Origin of the sequence: Sodalis sp. RH15, assembly GCF_047324255.1 — a bacterium.
In the GTDB taxonomy this organism is placed as follows: Bacteria; Pseudomonadota; Gammaproteobacteria; order Enterobacterales; family Enterobacteriaceae; genus Acerihabitans; species Acerihabitans ligni.
The window spans coordinates 3808391-3825421 of the sequence record NZ_CP178738.1; the positions used below are offsets into that span (position 1 = coordinate 3808391).

General features: G+C 54.5%; 16 protein-coding genes. 4 read left to right on the top strand and 12 right to left on the bottom strand.

What is annotated here, in order from left to right:
* Positions 1 to 7: 7 nt before the first annotated feature.
* Both ACL2XO_RS17420 and ACL2XO_RS17425 read right to left on the bottom strand, forming a co-directional pair.
* Entirely contained in the window at positions 8 to 1003 is a 996-nt protein-coding gene (locus ACL2XO_RS17420; RefSeq protein ID WP_413724879.1) for an ABC transporter permease, read from the bottom strand.
* Positions 1000 to 2502 carry a sugar ABC transporter ATP-binding protein gene (locus ACL2XO_RS17425; RefSeq protein ID WP_413741143.1) on the bottom strand — a complete coding sequence of 501 codons (1503 nt, stop codon included), beginning with the start codon at positions 2500 to 2502 and terminating at the stop codon, positions 1000 to 1002. The genes ACL2XO_RS17420 and ACL2XO_RS17425 overlap by 4 nt, the downstream gene beginning before the upstream one ends.
* 162 nt (positions 2503 to 2664) lie before the next feature.
* Here ACL2XO_RS17425 and ACL2XO_RS17430 point away from each other — a divergent pair, with 162 nt between their 5' ends.
* A complete protein-coding gene (locus ACL2XO_RS17430) occupies positions 2665 to 3780 on the top strand; it encodes an oxidoreductase (protein ID WP_413724881.1) in 1116 nt (371 codons plus the stop codon).
* 215 nt (positions 3781 to 3995) lie between these two features.
* Here the strand turns inward: ACL2XO_RS17430 and ACL2XO_RS17435 are convergent, their stop codons facing one another.
* The 4 genes from ACL2XO_RS17435 to ACL2XO_RS17450 all read right to left on the bottom strand — a co-directional run bounded on the left by ACL2XO_RS17435 (position 3996) and on the right by ACL2XO_RS17450 (position 7239).
* On the bottom strand, positions 3996 to 4916 hold the full coding sequence (locus ACL2XO_RS17435; RefSeq protein ID WP_203523777.1) for an alpha/beta hydrolase: 921 nt from the start codon (positions 4914 to 4916) through the stop codon (positions 3996 to 3998).
* Between the two features lie 121 nt (positions 4917 to 5037).
* Positions 5038 to 5766, bottom strand: a complete 729-nt coding sequence (locus ACL2XO_RS17440; RefSeq protein ID WP_413724882.1) for an SDR family oxidoreductase — start codon at positions 5764 to 5766, stop codon at positions 5038 to 5040.
* Between the two features lie 200 nt (positions 5767 to 5966).
* The gene (locus ACL2XO_RS17445) at positions 5967 to 6761 is read right to left on the bottom strand and encodes a siderophore-interacting protein (protein WP_413741144.1); all 795 of its coding nucleotides are present in this window, start codon (positions 6759 to 6761) and stop codon (positions 5967 to 5969) included.
* Positions 6762 to 6825: 64 nt separating this feature from the next.
* On the bottom strand, positions 6826 to 7239 hold the full coding sequence (locus ACL2XO_RS17450; protein WP_132921044.1) for a GlcG/HbpS family heme-binding protein: 414 nt from the start codon (positions 7237 to 7239) through the stop codon (positions 6826 to 6828).
* A gap of 124 nt (positions 7240 to 7363) precedes the next feature.
* Here ACL2XO_RS17450 and ACL2XO_RS17455 point away from each other — a divergent pair, with 124 nt between their 5' ends.
* The gene (locus tag ACL2XO_RS17455; protein ID WP_413724884.1) at positions 7364 to 8260 is read left to right on the top strand and encodes a LysR substrate-binding domain-containing protein; all 897 of its coding nucleotides are present in this window, start codon (positions 7364 to 7366) and stop codon (positions 8258 to 8260) included.
* 154 nt (positions 8261 to 8414) lie between these two features.
* Here ACL2XO_RS17455 and ACL2XO_RS17460 read toward each other — a convergent pair whose 3' ends face one another.
* The 5 genes from ACL2XO_RS17460 to ACL2XO_RS17480 are packed head-to-tail and all read right to left on the bottom strand — an operon-like array spanning position 8415 to position 13183.
* The gene (locus ACL2XO_RS17460; protein ID WP_413741145.1) at positions 8415 to 9308 is read right to left on the bottom strand and encodes a MurR/RpiR family transcriptional regulator; all 894 of its coding nucleotides are present in this window, start codon (positions 9306 to 9308) and stop codon (positions 8415 to 8417) included.
* A 12-nt stretch (positions 9309 to 9320) separates the two neighbouring features.
* Positions 9321 to 10268 carry an ABC transporter substrate-binding protein gene (locus tag ACL2XO_RS17465; protein WP_413741146.1) on the bottom strand — a complete coding sequence of 316 codons (948 nt, stop codon included), beginning with the start codon at positions 10266 to 10268 and terminating at the stop codon, positions 9321 to 9323.
* A gap of 16 nt (positions 10269 to 10284) precedes the next feature.
* Positions 10285 to 11337: a FecCD family ABC transporter permease gene (locus ACL2XO_RS17470; protein ID WP_413724887.1), complete on the bottom strand. Its 1053-nt coding sequence runs from the start codon at positions 11335 to 11337 to the stop codon at positions 10285 to 10287.
* On the bottom strand, positions 11334 to 12359 hold the full coding sequence (locus ACL2XO_RS17475; RefSeq protein WP_413724888.1) for a FecCD family ABC transporter permease: 1026 nt from the start codon (positions 12357 to 12359) through the stop codon (positions 11334 to 11336). The genes ACL2XO_RS17470 and ACL2XO_RS17475 overlap by 4 nt, the downstream gene beginning before the upstream one ends.
* The gene (locus ACL2XO_RS17480; protein WP_413724889.1) at positions 12359 to 13183 is read right to left on the bottom strand and encodes an ABC transporter ATP-binding protein; all 825 of its coding nucleotides are present in this window, start codon (positions 13181 to 13183) and stop codon (positions 12359 to 12361) included. Before ACL2XO_RS17480 ends, ACL2XO_RS17475 begins: the two co-directional genes overlap by 1 nt.
* A 523-nt stretch (positions 13184 to 13706) precedes the next feature.
* Here ACL2XO_RS17480 and ACL2XO_RS17485 point away from each other — a divergent pair.
* Positions 13707 to 15833 (top strand): TonB-dependent siderophore receptor, encoded by a 2127-nt coding sequence (locus tag ACL2XO_RS17485; protein WP_413724890.1) that lies wholly within the window; start codon positions 13707 to 13709, stop codon positions 15831 to 15833.
* A 15-nt stretch (positions 15834 to 15848) separates the two neighbouring features.
* On the opposite strand, the gene ACL2XO_RS17490 is transcribed toward ACL2XO_RS17485, so the two are convergent.
* On the bottom strand, positions 15849 to 16520 hold the full coding sequence (locus ACL2XO_RS17490) for a TetR/AcrR family transcriptional regulator (RefSeq protein WP_413724891.1): 672 nt from the start codon (positions 16518 to 16520) through the stop codon (positions 15849 to 15851).
* A gap of 180 nt (positions 16521 to 16700) precedes the next feature.
* Between ACL2XO_RS17490 and ACL2XO_RS17495 the strand changes: the two genes are divergently transcribed.
* Positions 16701 to 16970 (top strand): hypothetical protein, encoded by a 270-nt coding sequence (locus tag ACL2XO_RS17495; RefSeq protein WP_413741147.1) that lies wholly within the window; start codon positions 16701 to 16703, stop codon positions 16968 to 16970.
* The last annotated feature ends 61 nt before the right edge of the window (positions 16971 to 17031 follow it).

The window sequence follows — 17031 nt, forward strand, 5'->3', positions numbered from 1 at the left end:
GTTGAAGTTAACGTCGCTGGAAATAGGTCAATGCAAGAGCGCCGGCCAGCACCAGTCCCTTGATAATGTCCATGGCATAATACGGGACGGACAGCATCACCAGGCCGTTTTGCAACACGCCGAGGATAACCGCCCCCACCAATGTGCCCAAGGCGTTGGGTTTGCCGGACCCCGCCAGTGAAAACCCGATCCAGGCCGCGGCGACGGCGTCCATTAAATAGCTTCCGCCGGCGTTGACCTGTGAAGAACCGATACGCGATGCCAGCAGAATGCCGCCCAGGCCGGCCAGCAGCGATGAGAGCACATAGGCAATGACTTTGTAGCGCGTGGTGCGGATTCCGGATAAGCGGGCCGCTTCCGGGTTGCCGCCGATGGCATACATACGGCGGCCGTGGGTGGTCAACGACAGCCCGAGCTGCGCCGCCACGGCCACCGCCAGCATGACGATGACGATGGTCGGCACCTGCCCCAGCAGGCCAAAGCCGGGCGGAATGGTCCCTTGCGCCATGTCGCCGCTCGGCAGCACCATATTTTCGGTAATGGAGCCGCCATAGCTGTAGGTCATCGCCACGCCCTGGATCACAAACAGGCTGGCGAGGGTGGCGAGCATATCCGGAATGCGCAGCACCACAATCAGTAAGACGTTGAATAATCCCACCAGCGTACACAGCGCCAGCGTCAGCACAATGGCTTCGGTGGCGCCGAAACCGTGCCAGACAAACATCGAGATAACCAGCGCATTCGCCAGCGAAGCGGTGGAGCCCACCGACAGATCAAACCCGCCCACCGTCAATGAAATCGACACGCCGATGGCGATAACCGTCACGATGGCGATAGACCGCAGGATATTGATGATATTGAAAGGATCGAGGAAATTATCCGACGCGACGCCAAAGATGGCGATAAGCGCCACTACGGTCAGCAACATGCCCCATTTATAGAGAAAATCGAACATCAGTTGACGGAGCGATACCGTCTTCTTCGCAGTAAGAGCCTTGCTCACGACGCCGCGCCTCCGGTCGAGTAGTACAATAATGTGTCTTCACGGGCGTCGGCGCCGGCGATTTCCGCCACCACGCGGCCGTCCCACAATACGCAGATGCGATCGCATAAACCCACCAGTTCGCCGAACTCTCCGGAGGCATAAATCACGCCTTTTCCCTCCCTGGCCAGGCCGTCGATCAAATTGAATACATCAGTTTTCGCTTTTACATCCACGCCCTTGGTGGGTTCATCAAAGATCAACACCCGCGCATCGGCGCGCAGCCATTTGCCTATGGCCACTTTTTGCTGGTTGCCGCCTGACAAACGGCGCAGGGTTTGCGCCGGTCCGGTGGTTTTCACTCCCAGACGGGTTATCACCTGTTGCGCCCAGTGCCAGGCTTGGCGATGGCCAAAGATACTCCAGCGCGAGAAGCTGTTATCGGCGCTGACCGACAGGTTCATACTGATGGATTCATCAATGAAAATACCCTCTTTACGCCGCTCCTCCGGCACCAGCGCGAGGCCCCGACTGACCGAATCAGCCGGGTCGTGCGGTCGCCACGTCCGCCCCTGCAGCTCGCCGCGGTCCAGACGGCTTTTACTGGCGCCGAACAGCGCCTTGCACAGCTCGGTCTTCCCGGCGCCGGCCAGCCCGGCAATGCCCAGGATTTCACCTTTATGCAGATGCAGGGAGATATCTCTCAATAATCCTTCGTCATGCAAACCCTCAATCCGCAGCAGCGTTTCGTTGCTGTGCGGCGGCCGGCGCGGGGGGTAGATATCGCGTATTTCATGTCCCAGCATCTTTTCGACGATGGCCTCGCCGCTGAGACTGGCCATCGGGCCGGATTCAATCAGCTGCCCATCGCGCAATACCGTCAGGGTATCGCAAACGGCTTTCAGTTCATGGATACGGTGGGAGATGAAGACCACGCCAATTCCCTGCGCCTTCAGGCGTCTCACCACGGTGAACAATCGTTCGCTTTCCTGCTGATCGAGCGGCGCGGTGGGCTCATCGAGTATCAGAAAACGGCAGTGATGGGACAGGGCGCGCGCCAGCATGATGTGCTGCTTTTGCGCCAGCGAGCAGCCCGCCGCCTTGCGCCCGACATCCATCTGCATATCCAGCTGGGCCAGCGCCGCCCTCGCCCGCTGCCGCACATCCCGCCAGTGGAAACGATGGCCGCCCTCGGCCAGCCGGTCGAGCATGATGTTTTCCGCGACGCTGAGCCCCGGCACCAGGGCCACATCCACTTCCTGCTGCACCAGGTGGATACCCAGCCGTTTCGCCTCGCGGGGATGGCGAATCGTCACGCTCTCATTATTTATGGCGATATTGCCCTCATAATGGCTGTGGGTGCCGCACAACACCGCCATCAATGTCGATTTGCCCGCGCCGTTGGCGCCGGTCAGCGCATGTACGGAACCGCCCGACAGCGTGAAATCCACCTGCTTTAATGCCTGGAACCCCGAAAAGGCCAGACTGACTCCGCGCATCTCAAGTCGGTTGGCTACCATCCGCGGCGAATCCTTGTGATTAATGGTTTGATTTAACGAATTTTTCATAGTGTCCCTTGACTGGCAACGACGTAAAATGCATAAGATAAAGCAAAATGTTATTAGCCATCCAGGCGTCCAGACATAACATAGGGTTAGCCGTACACCAACAGGACAAGATTCATGAGCACTACCACCGATATCCGCGTCGTCACCGGGCCGGCCAACTACTATTCGCACAGCGGCAGCTTGACGCGGCTGGGCGATTTTTTCTCCGCCGGGCAATTGGCCCGCGCCGTCTGGATTTTCGGCGAACGCGCCATCGAGGCCGCGCGCCCTTATCTGCCGGCGGCCTTTACTGCGCCGGGGGCAAAGCAGCTGTTGTTCAAAGGCCATTGCAGCGAGAGCGATGTGGCCCGGCTGGCGCAGGACGCCGGCGATGACCGCGCGGTAGTGATCGGCGTGGGCGGAGGGACGGTGCTGGATACCGCCAAAGCGGTGGCCCGCCGCTTGGGACTGCCGGTGGTGAATATACCGACCATTGCGGCCACTTGTGCCGCCTGGACGCCGCTTTCCGTCTGGTATAACGACGCAGGCCAGGCGCTGCATTTTGAAATTTTCGATGACGCCAATTTTCTGGTACTGGTGGAGCCGGAAATCATCCTGAAGGCGCCGGCGGAGTATTTGCTGGCCGGGATCGGGGATACGCTGGCGAAATGGTATGAAGCGGTGGTGCTGGCGCCCGAGCCGCAGAATCTGCCGTTAACGGTGCGGCTTGGCATCAATGGCGCGCTGGCGATTCGCGATGTACTGCTCGAAGGCAGTGAAACGGCGCTCACACATCAGCGGCAAGGCGAACTCAGCCAGGTTTTCCGGGACGTGGTGGACGCCATTATCGCCGGCGGCGGCATGGTCGGCGGGTTGGGCGAGCGCTATACCCGCGTAGCGGCGGCGCATGCGGTGCACAATGGTTTGACGGTATTACCGCAAACGGAAAAATTCTTGCACGGCACCAAGGTCGCCTACGGCATTCTGGTGCAAAGCGCCCTGCTCGGCCAGGACGATGTATTGGCGCAGCTGATTGCCGCCTACCGCCGTTTTCACCTGCCCACCACGCTGGCGGCGCTGGAGGTGGATATCCATAACCGCGCGGATCTGGATAAAGTCATCGCCCATACCTTGCGTCCGGCGGAATCTATTCACTACCTGCCGGTGAAGCTGACGCCGGAGACCCTGCGGGCCGCTTTCGAAAAAGTGGAAAGCATCGGCCATCCCCGCTCAATACCCGCTCATTCATAGCCGATACCTTTCTCGCCAGTCTGTTCCGGCAACAGGCCGGCGACCACATCACCATGCATTGCCAAGGGATAAACTCATTAACTCATAATAATATTTCTGATAGCACATTCATTTTCAATATGTATTATTAATATTATTCCAGAGCGCATTCAGGGAGGGTGCTGTTGGGCACTATCCCTGAGTGTTAGAATGAGCAAACACAATGCCATTTATGGCTAATAGATATGACGCGCCAAGAATTGATAGTTACGCTCGAGGTTATTGGTCGTATGGAAATATAAATCTTCTGCATGATGAGCGCTCATCAATAAATTATATTCAACATTATCGCTACCAATGGCCTTTGCAAGGCGAACAGCGAACTCTTGGCTTTGCAAGCGTGGAATGGTGTCATCCAAATAGCCATGCTGGATAAGGAACGGTGGAGCATCTGCAGTAATATAGTTTTCTGGGTTAGTTGTATCCATTACGCTCTTATCAACTTTGGTTATCTGTTTCCTCATTAACAAAGACTCAAATGAGTCTTCCGTTGAATGCTTCTGTCCATCTATGCCGATTTCTTTCCATTGTTGATCCATCGTCAAAAAATTGATCGGAGGATACCAGGCAATAACCGCCTGTACGCGCGTTGAAACATCGGCATTACCCAGTTTAGGATCTTCCAGGGATTTTACATCGGCAGAAACACCCGCCAGCGCCACCAGGTTGCCCCCGGCTGAACCGCCCATCAGGATGATATTATCCGGGTCGAAGTTATATTTATTCGCATTGGCGCGAACGAATTTTATTGCGGCTTTCACATCGTTGATCTGCGCTGGCCAGGGTGCTTCAGGGCTGAGACGATAGTTGATGTTCGCTACGGCATAACCTTTCTGTAAACCATAGAGCGCGGGAACCAACTGGTTGTCCATTTTATCACAACCAAAAAACGCGCCGCCGTGGACGTTGATAATGACCGGGTATTTTAACTTCCACTGTTCCGGAAGAAAGATATCCATCTTTTCCGCAGGCGAAACATTTGCATAACTGACATCGAGATACTTGTTTTTAATCCGAGAAATATCCGGGGCCTGACCGCAAGCGTTTGGTCCTTGCGGTGGGCCAATGATTTTTTTGCCATGCCAATCTGATGGCATCGGCACATCTGCCGCATGACTCAATGGGATGCCAGCGAAAAATGCGGCAAGCAAGAGATATCCAATCCTGTTTTTCATTCTTATTACGCTCCTTAAGGCGGTCTGCATATAAATTAGATGCTCAAGCGCCGAGCATGATCCCGCCGTCCACGGCAATATGCTGACCGGTGACGAAGCCATTTTTCATTAAAAACAGATATGCTGAGGCAAGTTCATCGATACTGGCCAACCGGCGCAAGGGGATGTTTTGTTCAAAATGTTGGCGCGTGGCATCAAGCTGCCGTTGCGGCACGTCGCGCCAGAAAGGGGTGAGCGTCCAGGTCGGCGAGACCGCGTTGACGCGGACTTTAGGCGCCAGCTCGGCCGCAAGTCCCTCCACCAGAGCATTGATACCCATATTGCCCACGTAGCTCGCACAGGCGTCCTGCGCCCTTCCGCCCGTTCCTGAGGTGAACACCATGCTGCCACCCTCATTGATCTTGCCGGCAGCCAATTGACCGATGCGTACGTTGGTAAAGAACTTTGACTCGATGACATGACGGATGACCGCGATGTCGGAACGGGCAAAGCCGCCCCCCATTACATCGCCAACCATCGAGACGAGATGGTCGAATGCGGGAAGCTTTTCAAACAGGTCTGCAAGCAGGTCGTGGTCATGGGCATCCGCCAGATATGTTTGCACGTTGGTCCCGCGCCGCGTGAGAAAGTCAAGTGCGGCATCCAGCCGTTCCTGATGCCGCCCGACGATGATCAGCCGTGCGCCTTCATCCGCGGCCATATGCGCCACGCGCAGCCCGATGCCGGAACTGCCGCCAATAACGACCAGCGTCTTATCTTTCATGGTATACATATACATTCCTGATAGGTTCTTGTTTAAACACCGATATAAACCGCTTTACAAAGCTGTTTAGCCGTTTTTATAGTATTCATATTTTATCCAGTAGGCCCCATCCAGGCACCGGCCATGCCTGGAATAAAAATGAAAGAAATTTGCTGGTCATGCGCCGCCGTCCAAAACGCCGCCTTGTCGGCAGCGAATTAAATGTGCGCTTATTTATGGTGCCAGTAAGCCACCGCGCGAACAAAAGCCTCATCACAGCCACGGCGCTGGGTAAAATAATCGCTCAGCATCTTTACCGTCTCTCCTTCGCCGGTCAGCCAGATAAAATAGTCCTCAGCTGGCAAAGAAACCTTATCGAGGGCGCCTATAAGCATACCGAGATTATCGGTATGCATCATTCCGCTTCCCAGCCAGTTGACGTCGACGCCATTGAGATCGTTCAGATAATCACGGCCAGTGGATTCATTCGCATAGGCAAACAAATGGAGTCGCTCAGCTTTGATGGCGGGCTTGCGGCGCTTGAACGCCGGCAGGCCGGTTTCATCACAGATATAGAGCTGGAAAAGATAATCATCCGGTACGATAACCGATCCCCGGGGACCACCAATCACCAAATCTTGTCCGGGCCGCGCATGCTCGGCCCAATCGCTGGCGACACCGCCCTGGTGGATATAAAAATCCAGCGTCAAGGTGTTTTCAGCGTCAAATGCCAGCGGCGTATAATCGCGCGCCAAAGGACGCACCCCGTCTTTCCAGACAACGCCTTCTGAGGTCACCTGGGGCAGATTCAGGGCACCGGTCTTCGGATCGGGAAAGAACAGTTTGACGTGATCGTCAAAACCAGGGGAGTTAAAACCTTTTAAATCCGAACCGACGAACTCAATGCGCCAGAAGTCCTTCGCCACGCGAGTTTTGTTGGCAATCTTAATGCGTCGGAAACACAATTCGTGGCGTACGCGCTGCGGTTCACGGCTATGATTATCGTCAGTCTTTTTTTTACCCAAAAGAAAACTCCTTGCGTCACGGTGGAATAAAATGTCCTGGTTGGCGCACACGGCCATTAGCGCTTCAAAGCGCGGCGACAATACATTTAGCCAAGCTCAGGTCGCCTTCACTCGTGGATCCGCTGACGCCCACGGCGCCGATAATCTCACTGTCGGCACACAGCGGCAGGCCGCCCTTTAACGGCACCAGATGCGGCACGGAAAGCATCGCCACCTCCCCTCGATTGATCATGCTTTCAAACAGCTCGGTACTGTCCTGAATGGCGGCGGCGGTGCGGGCCTTACCTTCCGCTACGCTGGCTGAAATCGGCGGCGCGGCGTCCATTTTGCCGAAGGCCACCAGCTGTCCGGCGCGATCAACCACCGCAATACTAACGGAGATGTTTTGCTTTATGGCGGTCTCGATGCCAACGTTAAGTAATGCCTGCGCCGCCATGAAAGTAATATTATTAGCGGCATAATAATTTAAATTAGACATGGCTATTCCTTGAAAAAGCGGGAGACATTACACTGCCGTGTTCAATGGGCTAACCTAACAGTTGTCCGGGCCATGCGGTACCGTCATTCCTGGTAACAGAGCATTGACTAAAAGGGGAGTCATCATGCCGGTACTGGATGATATAAAGGGATTCGTCACCGTTGCGCAAACCGGTGGATTTACCCGCGCGGCCAGAAAGCTGGCTATTTCAACCTCCGTGGTCAGCCGTCGTATTGATCGGCTGGAAACCGAGCTTGGGGTCTGTTTAATGCTGCGCAATACCCGCGGCGTCACGCTGACCCCGGCGGGCAATGAATTTTACCGTCGGGCGCAGTTGATCCTCCGGGAGCTGGATAACGCCTATCAGGCCGTTGCCGAAAGAAAAGAAGAGATCACCGGCTGTTTACATATCAGCACGCCCTATTCTTTCGGCATTCGCCATTTAGAGCCGGTGCTGACCCGGCTGAGCACCCGTTATCCTTTGCTGGAATTTGATATCTCATACAACGATCGCTACGTGGATTTATTAAAAGAATCCTTTGATGCCGTCATCCGTATCGGCGCCATTAGCGAACTGAGCTTTGCCGCGCGCCGTATCGGCCCCATACCTACCGTCCTGGTGGCCAGTCCGGCCTATTTGGAAAAGCACGGGACATTGCAAACGCCTGATCTGATTTCGGGACACCAATGCCTGATTTATTCCGGCCGGACCCATGCCGAGTGGGTCTTTCAGCAGGGCGAAAACAGGATTTCCCTATTGCCCTCGGGGCGTTTCCATTCCGATAGCGGGGAGGTGCTGCTCAAGTGGGCATTGAATGGGCGCGGGATCGCCGTATTTCCCCATTTCATGGTCAAGGAGGCCCTGTCCGGGGGCGGGCTGGTGCGGCTGTTGCCGGACTATGCCATGCCGGAACACGATCTGTATATTTTGCGTCCCCCGGGCGTGCGGGTGGCGGGCAAGGTGCGGGTGCTGTTTGATGAAATGGTGGCCTATTGCCGGGATGCGCTGCAGGGACCCTGACAGCCGCAGGCAATTCTCCCCTGTTTTGCATCGGCTTTTCAGGCGATCAAAAATAGTTATATGGCATTATAGAATGACCTTCCGGTGATGGCGGGTTTGTACGTCCCCGCCAAAATCAGCCGGCCGGCGCCGCCCACCGTTTCAACGGCTGACGTCAGGGCCTCTTCGTACCGGATTTAAGTCCTTTGTGCAGTTCCTGCAACCGTTTCATCGACTTCATCGTGCGTTGCGATGCCAACGATGCGACGGATAACACCAGCATTTCCAGACAAACCAATACCGTACCGTGCAAGGGTAAGCGGCCATTTTCCCCGCCGCGTGGCACATTGAGCGTGACATTGGCTTCCTGGGAGAAGCGTGAATCCATCGCATTGGTCAACAGGATAACAGGCAGACCCAGCCGCTTTGCCTCACGTAGCGTGGTCATTCCTTCACGGTGTGCGGATTTTTGCGCCATCATCACCAGCACATCGCCGCGTTGCAGTGCCAGCAACTGTTCCGCCAGCCCAATGCCGAGTCGATTGAGTGATATCGCCGGCTGACCAATGCGATTAAATAGCCGCACGGTATAATCGGCCAGAATACCCGAAGCATTAATACCAAATATCGCCACCTGTCGAGCCTCCAACAGCAGGGAGACGGCCTGAGAGAAAGCGACTCGATTATGGGGGGCCGACAGTACTTCACAGGCATGCCTATGCCCTTCCAGTACAAAATCAATGCTTGAATCGACGTCGCTGGTAAGCTCGCTCACCGTGGTGCACATCTTCTCGGTAGAGGTCATCACCGGATCAAACCACTGGCTGAGGATTTTCTTTAAATCACGCAATCCAGCGAACCCCAATGCCTGGACAGCCCTTACGACGGTGGCGTCAGAGGTTTTGGTCGCGGCAGCAATCTCCATTGCCGTACACTCCAGCACCACTTCCCTATTCTCATTGATATATTGCAGTACTGTTTGCAAACCCGGCGATAGCTGATGCGCGCGGGTACGAAAGCGTTCGCCATAGATATCTACTCGATTCTTGGTCTTTTTAACTGGCAGCATGATGGATTCCGTTTATTTCACTTCAGACAGCGCCCGCCCGGCAATTTGGGATTGTACTATAGCGGTCATCAGGCTTAGCGCGGCAAAGGAGTTGGAAATGGCTTCTTCGCGCGACACCAGAATAAAGCGCCCGCCTTTACAGGCGGTCAGGAAATCACACCAGCCCGGTAGCGCCGTATTCATGGCCGCTATCTCATCCTGGGGTTTACCGCCGGTGTCAGCGCGCCAGGTGTCAAAAACAAAGTCAGCATCGACCTCAGGTAGACACTCGGCGCTCACATCCATACGCCCTCCGTCGGGGATGGCATCGATAAGCTTAGGGAATTTGAAGCCCGCATCACGCAATACGCGTCCAAGAGACTGATAGGTGTGCAGCACGTTGATTTTGCCTTTATTGGCCTGAATCACCGATACGGAGATATGTTGGGTATCCACCGCGTGTTTCAATTGATTTATCTGCTCCTGGTAACGCCGCTGCAAAATCGCCAACCGTGCCTCAGTGCCAGTTAGCTGCGCCAGCTTGCTGTAAATACGGGGGGCGCCCCCCTGCAGATGGTCGATGCTGACGGTGGGAGCGATTTTCTCCAGCTGCGCTATCGAGACATTACGGGTCGGCTCGGTAATAATTAAATCAGGTTTTACCGCGGCGATAGCTTCGATATCTATGTCGGTAGAACCGATAAATTTGATGTCCGAGTTATCAAAATCGATGCCGGTCAACAGTTTGCCGGAACGAATAAAATGGCCGCCATCGGGCGCTGTGCGGCCATGACTTGCCACCGGCAATACGCCCAACTCAATTAGCGGTATGGTGATATCGAGGTCATGCAGTGAGACAATGCGCTGCGGATGCAGCGGCACGGCCACGACGCGACCTAAGTCATCGGTAAACCGTTGGGTCGCCGGCGCGGCCGCCGAAAAAAAACTCAGTACCAGCAACAGTGAACAAATAACGCGCATAACCTTCCTTAAGAGATCAGAACCTGTCTCGGCGTTGCCAGAGCAGTAATAGGAAAAAGGGGGCGCCGAGTAGCGAGATAATAATACCGGCGGGAAGCTGAAGCGGTGCAAACGCCAAGCGCCCGACGCTGTCCCCCAGCAGTACCAACAGGGCGCCTACCAGCGCGCTACCGCTTAGCAGCGCCGTCTGACCGCCCCGCATAAGCAAACGAGTAAGATGAGGCGCCATCAACCCGACAAAACCAATGTTGCCGACGCAGGAGACACAGGTGGCGGTCAGAAGCACCGGCGCGATAAACCGCAGTAATGTCAGTTGCGGCAAACGCACGCCCAGTCCGATCGCCGTTGGATTACCCAGCAAGGCGACATCGCCGGCCCTGGCGGTGCAAAATAGCAAGATTGCGGCGGGGACGGCCCAACAGACGGCAATAGCCAGCAGCGGCCAGGTGGCCGCATTCAGGCTACCCGCCATCCATACCAATGCGGTTTGCACATCCCTGGCATCAGCGGTAGTTATAAAAACACCGATACCGGCAGCGAATATCCAGGAGATGCCGAGCCCCGTCAGTATAAAGCGGGGGCGGGAAAAATCCCGCGCCAGCGCCGCCACCATCAAGGCGGCGAGCAGGCCGCCGGCCATGCCGGTCAAGGGCCGCCAGAACTCGCTAACCGAGGGAAACAGCAAAATTTGCGTTAGCACCACCACACTGGCGCCCTCTTTCACCCCCAGTAATCCCGGATCAGCCAGTCCATTACCCGTGACGGATTGCATAGCCGCACCGGCCATGCCCAGCATGGCACCGACCAGCAGCGCCATTAACAGCCGCGGCAGACGAATATCCCAGACAATGTACTGCTGCGATGCGCTCAGGCTTTGCGGGTAAAACAGGGCTTTACCAATAGCAGAAACCGGAACCGGCAAGCTGCCGCGGCTGATGCCCCATAGCAGTAGCGCCAGCGCGCCAAGCAGCAACGCAGACAGCAGACGCAACGCGGCGGGCCGCAGCAGCAGCGAGTAACCCGCGGGCCGGATCGCCCGTAATCCGGCCCGTTGCAGTATGCGGTTCATTTGAAAAACCTCGAAACAATGAACAGAAAGACCGGGGCGCCGACCAGCGCGGTCATCACGCCGGTCGCCAGTTCATGGGGCATAAACAGGGTACGGGCGGCGATATCGGCCACCAGCAGCACCAGAGTTCCACAAAGCGCCGAGAGCGGTAAAGCCAAACGAAGATCATCGGTCACCAGGCGGCGCACAATATTCGGCACAATCAGGCCGACAAAACCAATCGGTCCGGCCATCGCCACCGCCGATCCGCTTAGCAAAGCAATGGCGGCAATAGCCAATAATCGGGTACGCAGCAGATTTACGCCAAGACCGCTGGCGATCTGATCCCCTAGCGCCAGCGCGTTAAGCGAGGGGATCAACCAAATGCCCAGTAACATCGCGATGGCGATAGGCCATACGCCGGCACGCACAATATCCCAGCTTAAGCCCGCCAGATCGCCCACCAGCCAGGTGCGCAGCTCCAGCAGGGTCTGCTCATCCAGAATCAGAATGGCGGCGGTCAATGACGAAGCGAAGGCGGAAAGCACTACGCCGCAGAGGGTCAACTTTAACAAGGTTAATCCGTTGCGCCCGGCGGAAGATAAACTTAACACCAGTGCAAACAGCGCTGCCGCGCCCCCTGCCGCTGCCAGAGGGCGGGCATATGTCAACGTCATCCATGAGGAGCCCCATAGCGCGCTGATAACGACGGCCAGCGCGGCGCCGGCATTCAAGCCCAGAATATGGGGTTCCCCCAAAGGGTTGCGGATCACCGATTGCAGCAACAACCCGGCCACTCCCAACGCGGCGCCGACAAGCAGCGCGGCGGTTAAGCGCAGCATGCGGAGATCTATGATGATGCGATGGGAGAAGTTATTCGGATCGTAATGCAAAAACGCCGCTAGCACGGTGCGAGCGGGTATATAACGTGCGCCGATCGCCAGATGGAACACCGCCGCAACCAACACCAGCAACGGCATAATGCATAGCGCAATCAGAAATCGTCTATCGCGGCGAGGCGCGATAAAGGCGGCCATGGACATTACACGTCACCGGCAGGGATGGGGAACGGCATAAAGAGTGGCTTTCCCGTCAGCGGATTGCGTAACATCTGTACCTCGACATCGAATATCGAACGAATTAATTCCGCGGTACAGTCATTGCTGTCATGGATAACGCTTTGCAGCTTCCCCGCCTTAAGCAACACCAGCATATCGGCGTAGTTAACCGCAAAATTAAGGTCGTGCAGTACCATCACCACCGTTCTGCCATGGTGGCGAACCAGATTTTGCAGTAATTCGAGGATCTCCACCTGATAACGCAAATCGAGAAATGTCGTCGGTTCATCCAGTAAAATCACCGGCGTTTCCTGGGCAAGCGCCATGGCTATCCAGCAACGCTGACGCTGACCTCCGGAAAGACTCTCCACCGGATGATGGGCAAATGCCTCTGTCCCGGTCAAATATAAAGCCTGTCTTACCGCCTGTTCATCGGCTTCTGACCACTGATGTAAAAAGCGTTGCCAGGGAAAGCGTCCACGGGAGACCAGTTCCATCGCCGTCAATCCTTCCGGCAGCAACGGCGATTGGGGCAGGATCCCCAACTGCTGCGCGACGGCCTTGGTCGGCTGCTGATGAATGGATTTACCGTCCAGCGTGATACAGCCGCCAAGCGGCGCGAGCATGCGGGCAATGGTATTTAACAATGTGGATTTACCAGAACCATTGGGGCCAATCAGCACCGTCGTTTTGCCCGATGGAATAACCAGATTGATATCATCGATAATGACTTTTTTTTGATAGCCCGCACGCAGATTTTCAACCATCAAACCGCGTTTTTCCAAGCTGTTTTCCACCTGTTGTGGCATGTTCGCTCCCACGCCGTAACCCGGTGGTTTACCTGCGTGCCATCTACTCGGTAAATAGGAATAAGTATCATTTCTCTTTTATCTTATGGGAGCGGAATGTAGTAGTCAAGAATAATGTAGCAACAGAAAAAAGTCTTTTTTGCTTTATTTTTTTATAAAAAATGGTCTGATGGTCTTAATTTAATTCTGTTAAATATAAATAAGTTAAAACACAATATTGCTCAGAAAACAGCCGTTAATCCCTGATATACCCCAGCAAATTGATAAATGTTGTTTTAGCATTTACTACTACATTTTTTCATGTTTGAATGATTCTCAATTACATGTAGGGCACATTTTGGCGCCTTTTTTCGGCCAGCCGATGGAAATTTGGGAAGGAGATGGAGATGCGGGGAATAATTTGCCGTCAGTCAAGGCCAGTCTAACCCGCTTTTATCAGGGTTGGGCTACGTTCTATAACCGCAGGCCATCGCTATTTCGCGAAAAGTTAAAAGATTTCTTAGATTATGGATAGCTGATCAAAATGAGTAAATGTACGCAGGGTCCTGGTAATAAAATCTATCTGGGAAAAATATTGGTCGCGATTTACAGCAGCGCGCTTATCTCCTCTGCCAACAGCAATGCCGCCGAAGAGAGTAATACCATCACGGTCACGGCGGCAAAACAGGCTAGAAACGCCTACACCAGTCCAACAAGTTCCATCGCCGGCAAAACACCGACTTCGCGCCTGGATGAAGCACAATCCGTTAGCGTGGTTACACAGCAGCAGCTCGACGATTACCAGACCACCAACCTGTTTGATGCCATGCGCTTTGTCAGCGGCGTTACCCAGACCAATACCCTGGGGGGCACTGAAGATGGTCTGGTTCGCCGCGGCTTTGGTACCAACTCTGATGGGTCAATCTTCCGCGACGGTATCCGTAGCAGCCAGGGACTGAACCTGGATGCCACTACCGAGCGCGTCGAAGTGCTAAAGGGCTCGGCATCTTTATTGTATGGCATTCTCAATCCTGGCGGTTTGGTGAACACCATCAGTAAAAAACCGCAATACCAGTGGCATACTATCGTCGCTGGCCATTACAACAGTACCGGCGGCGGCGCGGGAAGTATTGATGTCACCGGCCCCTTGGGCAATGGTTTTGCTTTTCGTCTCATCGCTGAAAAACAGGCGCAAAATTACTGGCGCGGATTCGGCAACGACAAACACAACCTTATCGCACCGTCATTACAGTGGTACGGAGACAAAGCCAGCTTCGATATCAGCTATGAAAGTTTTCAGTACGATATACCTTATGATCGCGGCACGGCTTTTATTAACGGCAAGCCAGTTAATGTCGGGTATAAAACGCGACTGGATGATTATGCTAACCATGCGTGGGGCCGAAATCAGACCTTCAGTTCGCACTGGAATTATCAATTCGACGATATATGGAGCACGCGGGTTACCCTGGGGCTTAATCAGCGGCAATACAGCAATAACGAAGTCAGGGTAACGGCTATTGACCCGACCACGGGAGTGGTAACCCGACGCGCAGACGCCAACCGCGGCTTTAACCATAAAACCGAGTATGTATCCTGGGATGCTATCGGCACGCCGATAGTGGCAGGTATGACACACAATATGGTCGTTGGGACCGACTATGAAATGGATCAAACTTACCGTGCACATAGCTACACTGGCAAAACGAATACCGATTTTACGCTGAGCGATCCGGTTTATGGCATGACGCCCGTTACCGACGGCACTACCGAAAAGACCGCTGCCGGTAATTTACTGAATCGAATTCATACTCGTTCCATTTATACAAAAGATAGTATCGACCTGACGTCTCACTGGATCGCAGTACTTGGCGCGCGTTATCAACATTATGAGCAGCGCGAATCGGAAGGTTTTGATTCAGTTACCGATAATTACGTGGATAAGGGGAATAAGTTTCTGCCGCAGACCGGCCTAATTTATAAAGTGACGCCCAATGTTTCGGTGTATGGCACCATGAGCCAGTCATTTACTCCTTCGACCAATGTGGATGATGACGGCAACGTCGGTAAACCAGAGCATGGCACAACCTACGAAGTCGGTGGAAAATGGCAAGCAACGCCTGCACTGTTTGCCAGCCTTGCCCTTTACAGCATTGATGAAAGGGATGTTTCGTTATCATTAAATGGCTCTACCTACGCCGTGGATAAAGCCAAATCAAATGGTGTCGAAATTGAAATTAATGGCGAGATCTATCCGGGCTGGGATATCAGCACCAATTACAGTTACGATCAGGCGAAAATTATCGATGACCAAAATAACGCCGACAATAACGGCAATCGTCTGCAGAACGCGCCGCGCCACTCAGGTGCGCTATATCTGAGCCACAACCTTGAGCTGCATCCTCTGCCGGGCAGATTCCGAGTGGGCGGCGGCGCCCGTTATGTGGGGTCTCGTGCGGGCGATCCCGATAACAGTTTCACATTACCCGACTATACGGTCGCTGATAGTTTTATCGCTTGGGATAATCAGCTGCTAGGTAAAAAAACGCACCTGCAATTAAATCTTAATAACATGTTCAATAAGCACTACTACACCTCTAGCGGCGGTAATTTGCGTGTGGCGGAGGGGCAAACACGTAATGTGGTGCTGACCACCAGCATAGAATTTTAGCGGGACGTAGGCCCATCAAAGGGGTGCATTTTGAGAGGTAGCATCCGGATCATTTCGAATACCCCGTAAAAATATCTCAAGTCGTTTCTTGATGTGCTCCGTCCTATCGGCCCGTTCCGCAGCATTATGCAGCCTTCTTCGCGGCAAAAGCGCGCCAAAGACGCAGTCCATCAACATGCCGGCGCAAACCGACGTGTCGTCGCTCTTCATGCGGCCGCGATCCATCTCCGATTGCAGCCATTCAATCAGCGCTTCACGGGAACGAATGACTTCGTTTTCATACAGATAGTCGGACAGTTCCGGAAACAGTACTGACTCTCTGACGAGCAGGTTGAGGATCGCTTCCCGGGCACGGCCGGCTTCTTCGCTGATATCCAGGCGGAAAATTCTGACCAGCGTATCCAGGAGTGGAAGCTCCTCGCCGCTGGGGCGCGGCAGATCGAGAATGAGATGCCGCTGCTCGCGGATAACGGCCGCGAACAGTTCGGTTTTATCGCCAAAGGACTCATAGATGGAACGCTTCGAGACCTTCGCCCTGGCCGCAACCATAGCCGTGGTCGTTCGCGCGAACCCTAATTCAACAAAGGATTCGTGCGCGGCCCGGAGGATGGACCGTCGGCGTTCCTCATCCCCGATAACCTTCGGCCGTCCCCGTTTTGTGGCAAGCTTGTCATCGGCGTCTCCCATCCCCTTCTCCGCTTTTCAATTGACAATATGATCTGTTCACAATATGGTACTATACAAGTACCGAATATACCAGCGGCAGACCTTGCCCGCGGATAGCGTAAGTTGACACCTGCTTCGCGCCGCCTATACGTTTCGTCAAAGCGCTAGCGCCCGGGTTTAACTGAGTTAAGGAGAATTGATATGCCACATAATCAAGCGTCCCAGGGAACCGGATCGAGTCCAATACGGGATCCCCGGATTCTTGACGTCATTGCGCGAATGCACAGCTCGCGCCGTTCTCCTCCTCCCGATGCGTTCCAGGGCGCGCCGCAGCTGCGAATCGGCGGTTATGTGCTTAACGATAACGCCGAGCCGGATTTTCTTGCTTACATCCGCCATCCGCAGAACGGCTTTATTTCCATTTCGCTGCCCATTAAACGCGGTACGGAACTGGCCCTGAAAGTAGCATGAAGAGAACCAAGTGGTCACGGCGGAAGTTCCTGGCGGCAGGATGTGCAATAGCCATCACGGC

Excerpts from the sequence above, each read along its gene's own strand:
- ACL2XO_RS17425 (WP_413741143.1), bottom strand. The coding sequence starts at position 2,502 with ATGGTAGCCAACCGACTTGAGATGCGCGGAGTCAGTCTGGCCTTTTCG.
- ACL2XO_RS17430 (WP_413724881.1), top strand. The coding sequence starts at position 2,665 with ATGAGCACTACCACCGATATCCGCGTCGTCACCGGGCCGGCCAACTAC.
- ACL2XO_RS17435 (WP_203523777.1), bottom strand. The coding sequence starts at position 4,916 with ATGCCATCAGATTGGCATGGCAAAAAAATCATTGGCCCACCGCAAGGA.
- ACL2XO_RS17440 (WP_413724882.1), bottom strand. The coding sequence starts at position 5,766 with ATGTATACCATGAAAGATAAGACGCTGGTCGTTATTGGCGGCAGTTCC.
- ACL2XO_RS17450 (WP_132921044.1), bottom strand. The coding sequence starts at position 7,239 with ATGTCTAATTTAAATTATTATGCCGCTAATAATATTACTTTCATGGCG.
- ACL2XO_RS17455 (WP_413724884.1), top strand. The coding sequence starts at position 7,364 with ATGCCGGTACTGGATGATATAAAGGGATTCGTCACCGTTGCGCAAACC.
- ACL2XO_RS17460 (WP_413741145.1), bottom strand. The coding sequence starts at position 9,308 with ATGCTGCCAGTTAAAAAGACCAAGAATCGAGTAGATATCTATGGCGAA.
- ACL2XO_RS17465 (WP_413741146.1), bottom strand. The coding sequence starts at position 10,268 with ATGCGCGTTATTTGTTCACTGTTGCTGGTACTGAGTTTTTTTTCGGCG.
- ACL2XO_RS17470 (WP_413724887.1), bottom strand. The coding sequence starts at position 11,337 with ATGAACCGCATACTGCAACGGGCCGGATTACGGGCGATCCGGCCCGCG.
- ACL2XO_RS17475 (WP_413724888.1), bottom strand. The coding sequence starts at position 12,359 with ATGTCCATGGCCGCCTTTATCGCGCCTCGCCGCGATAGACGATTTCTG.
- ACL2XO_RS17480 (WP_413724889.1), bottom strand. The coding sequence starts at position 13,183 with ATGCCACAACAGGTGGAAAACAGCTTGGAAAAACGCGGTTTGATGGTT.
- ACL2XO_RS17485 (WP_413724890.1), top strand. The coding sequence starts at position 13,707 with ATGAGTAAATGTACGCAGGGTCCTGGTAATAAAATCTATCTGGGAAAA.
- ACL2XO_RS17490 (WP_413724891.1), bottom strand. The coding sequence starts at position 16,520 with ATGGGAGACGCCGATGACAAGCTTGCCACAAAACGGGGACGGCCGAAG.
- ACL2XO_RS17495 (WP_413741147.1), top strand. The coding sequence starts at position 16,701 with ATGCCACATAATCAAGCGTCCCAGGGAACCGGATCGAGTCCAATACGG.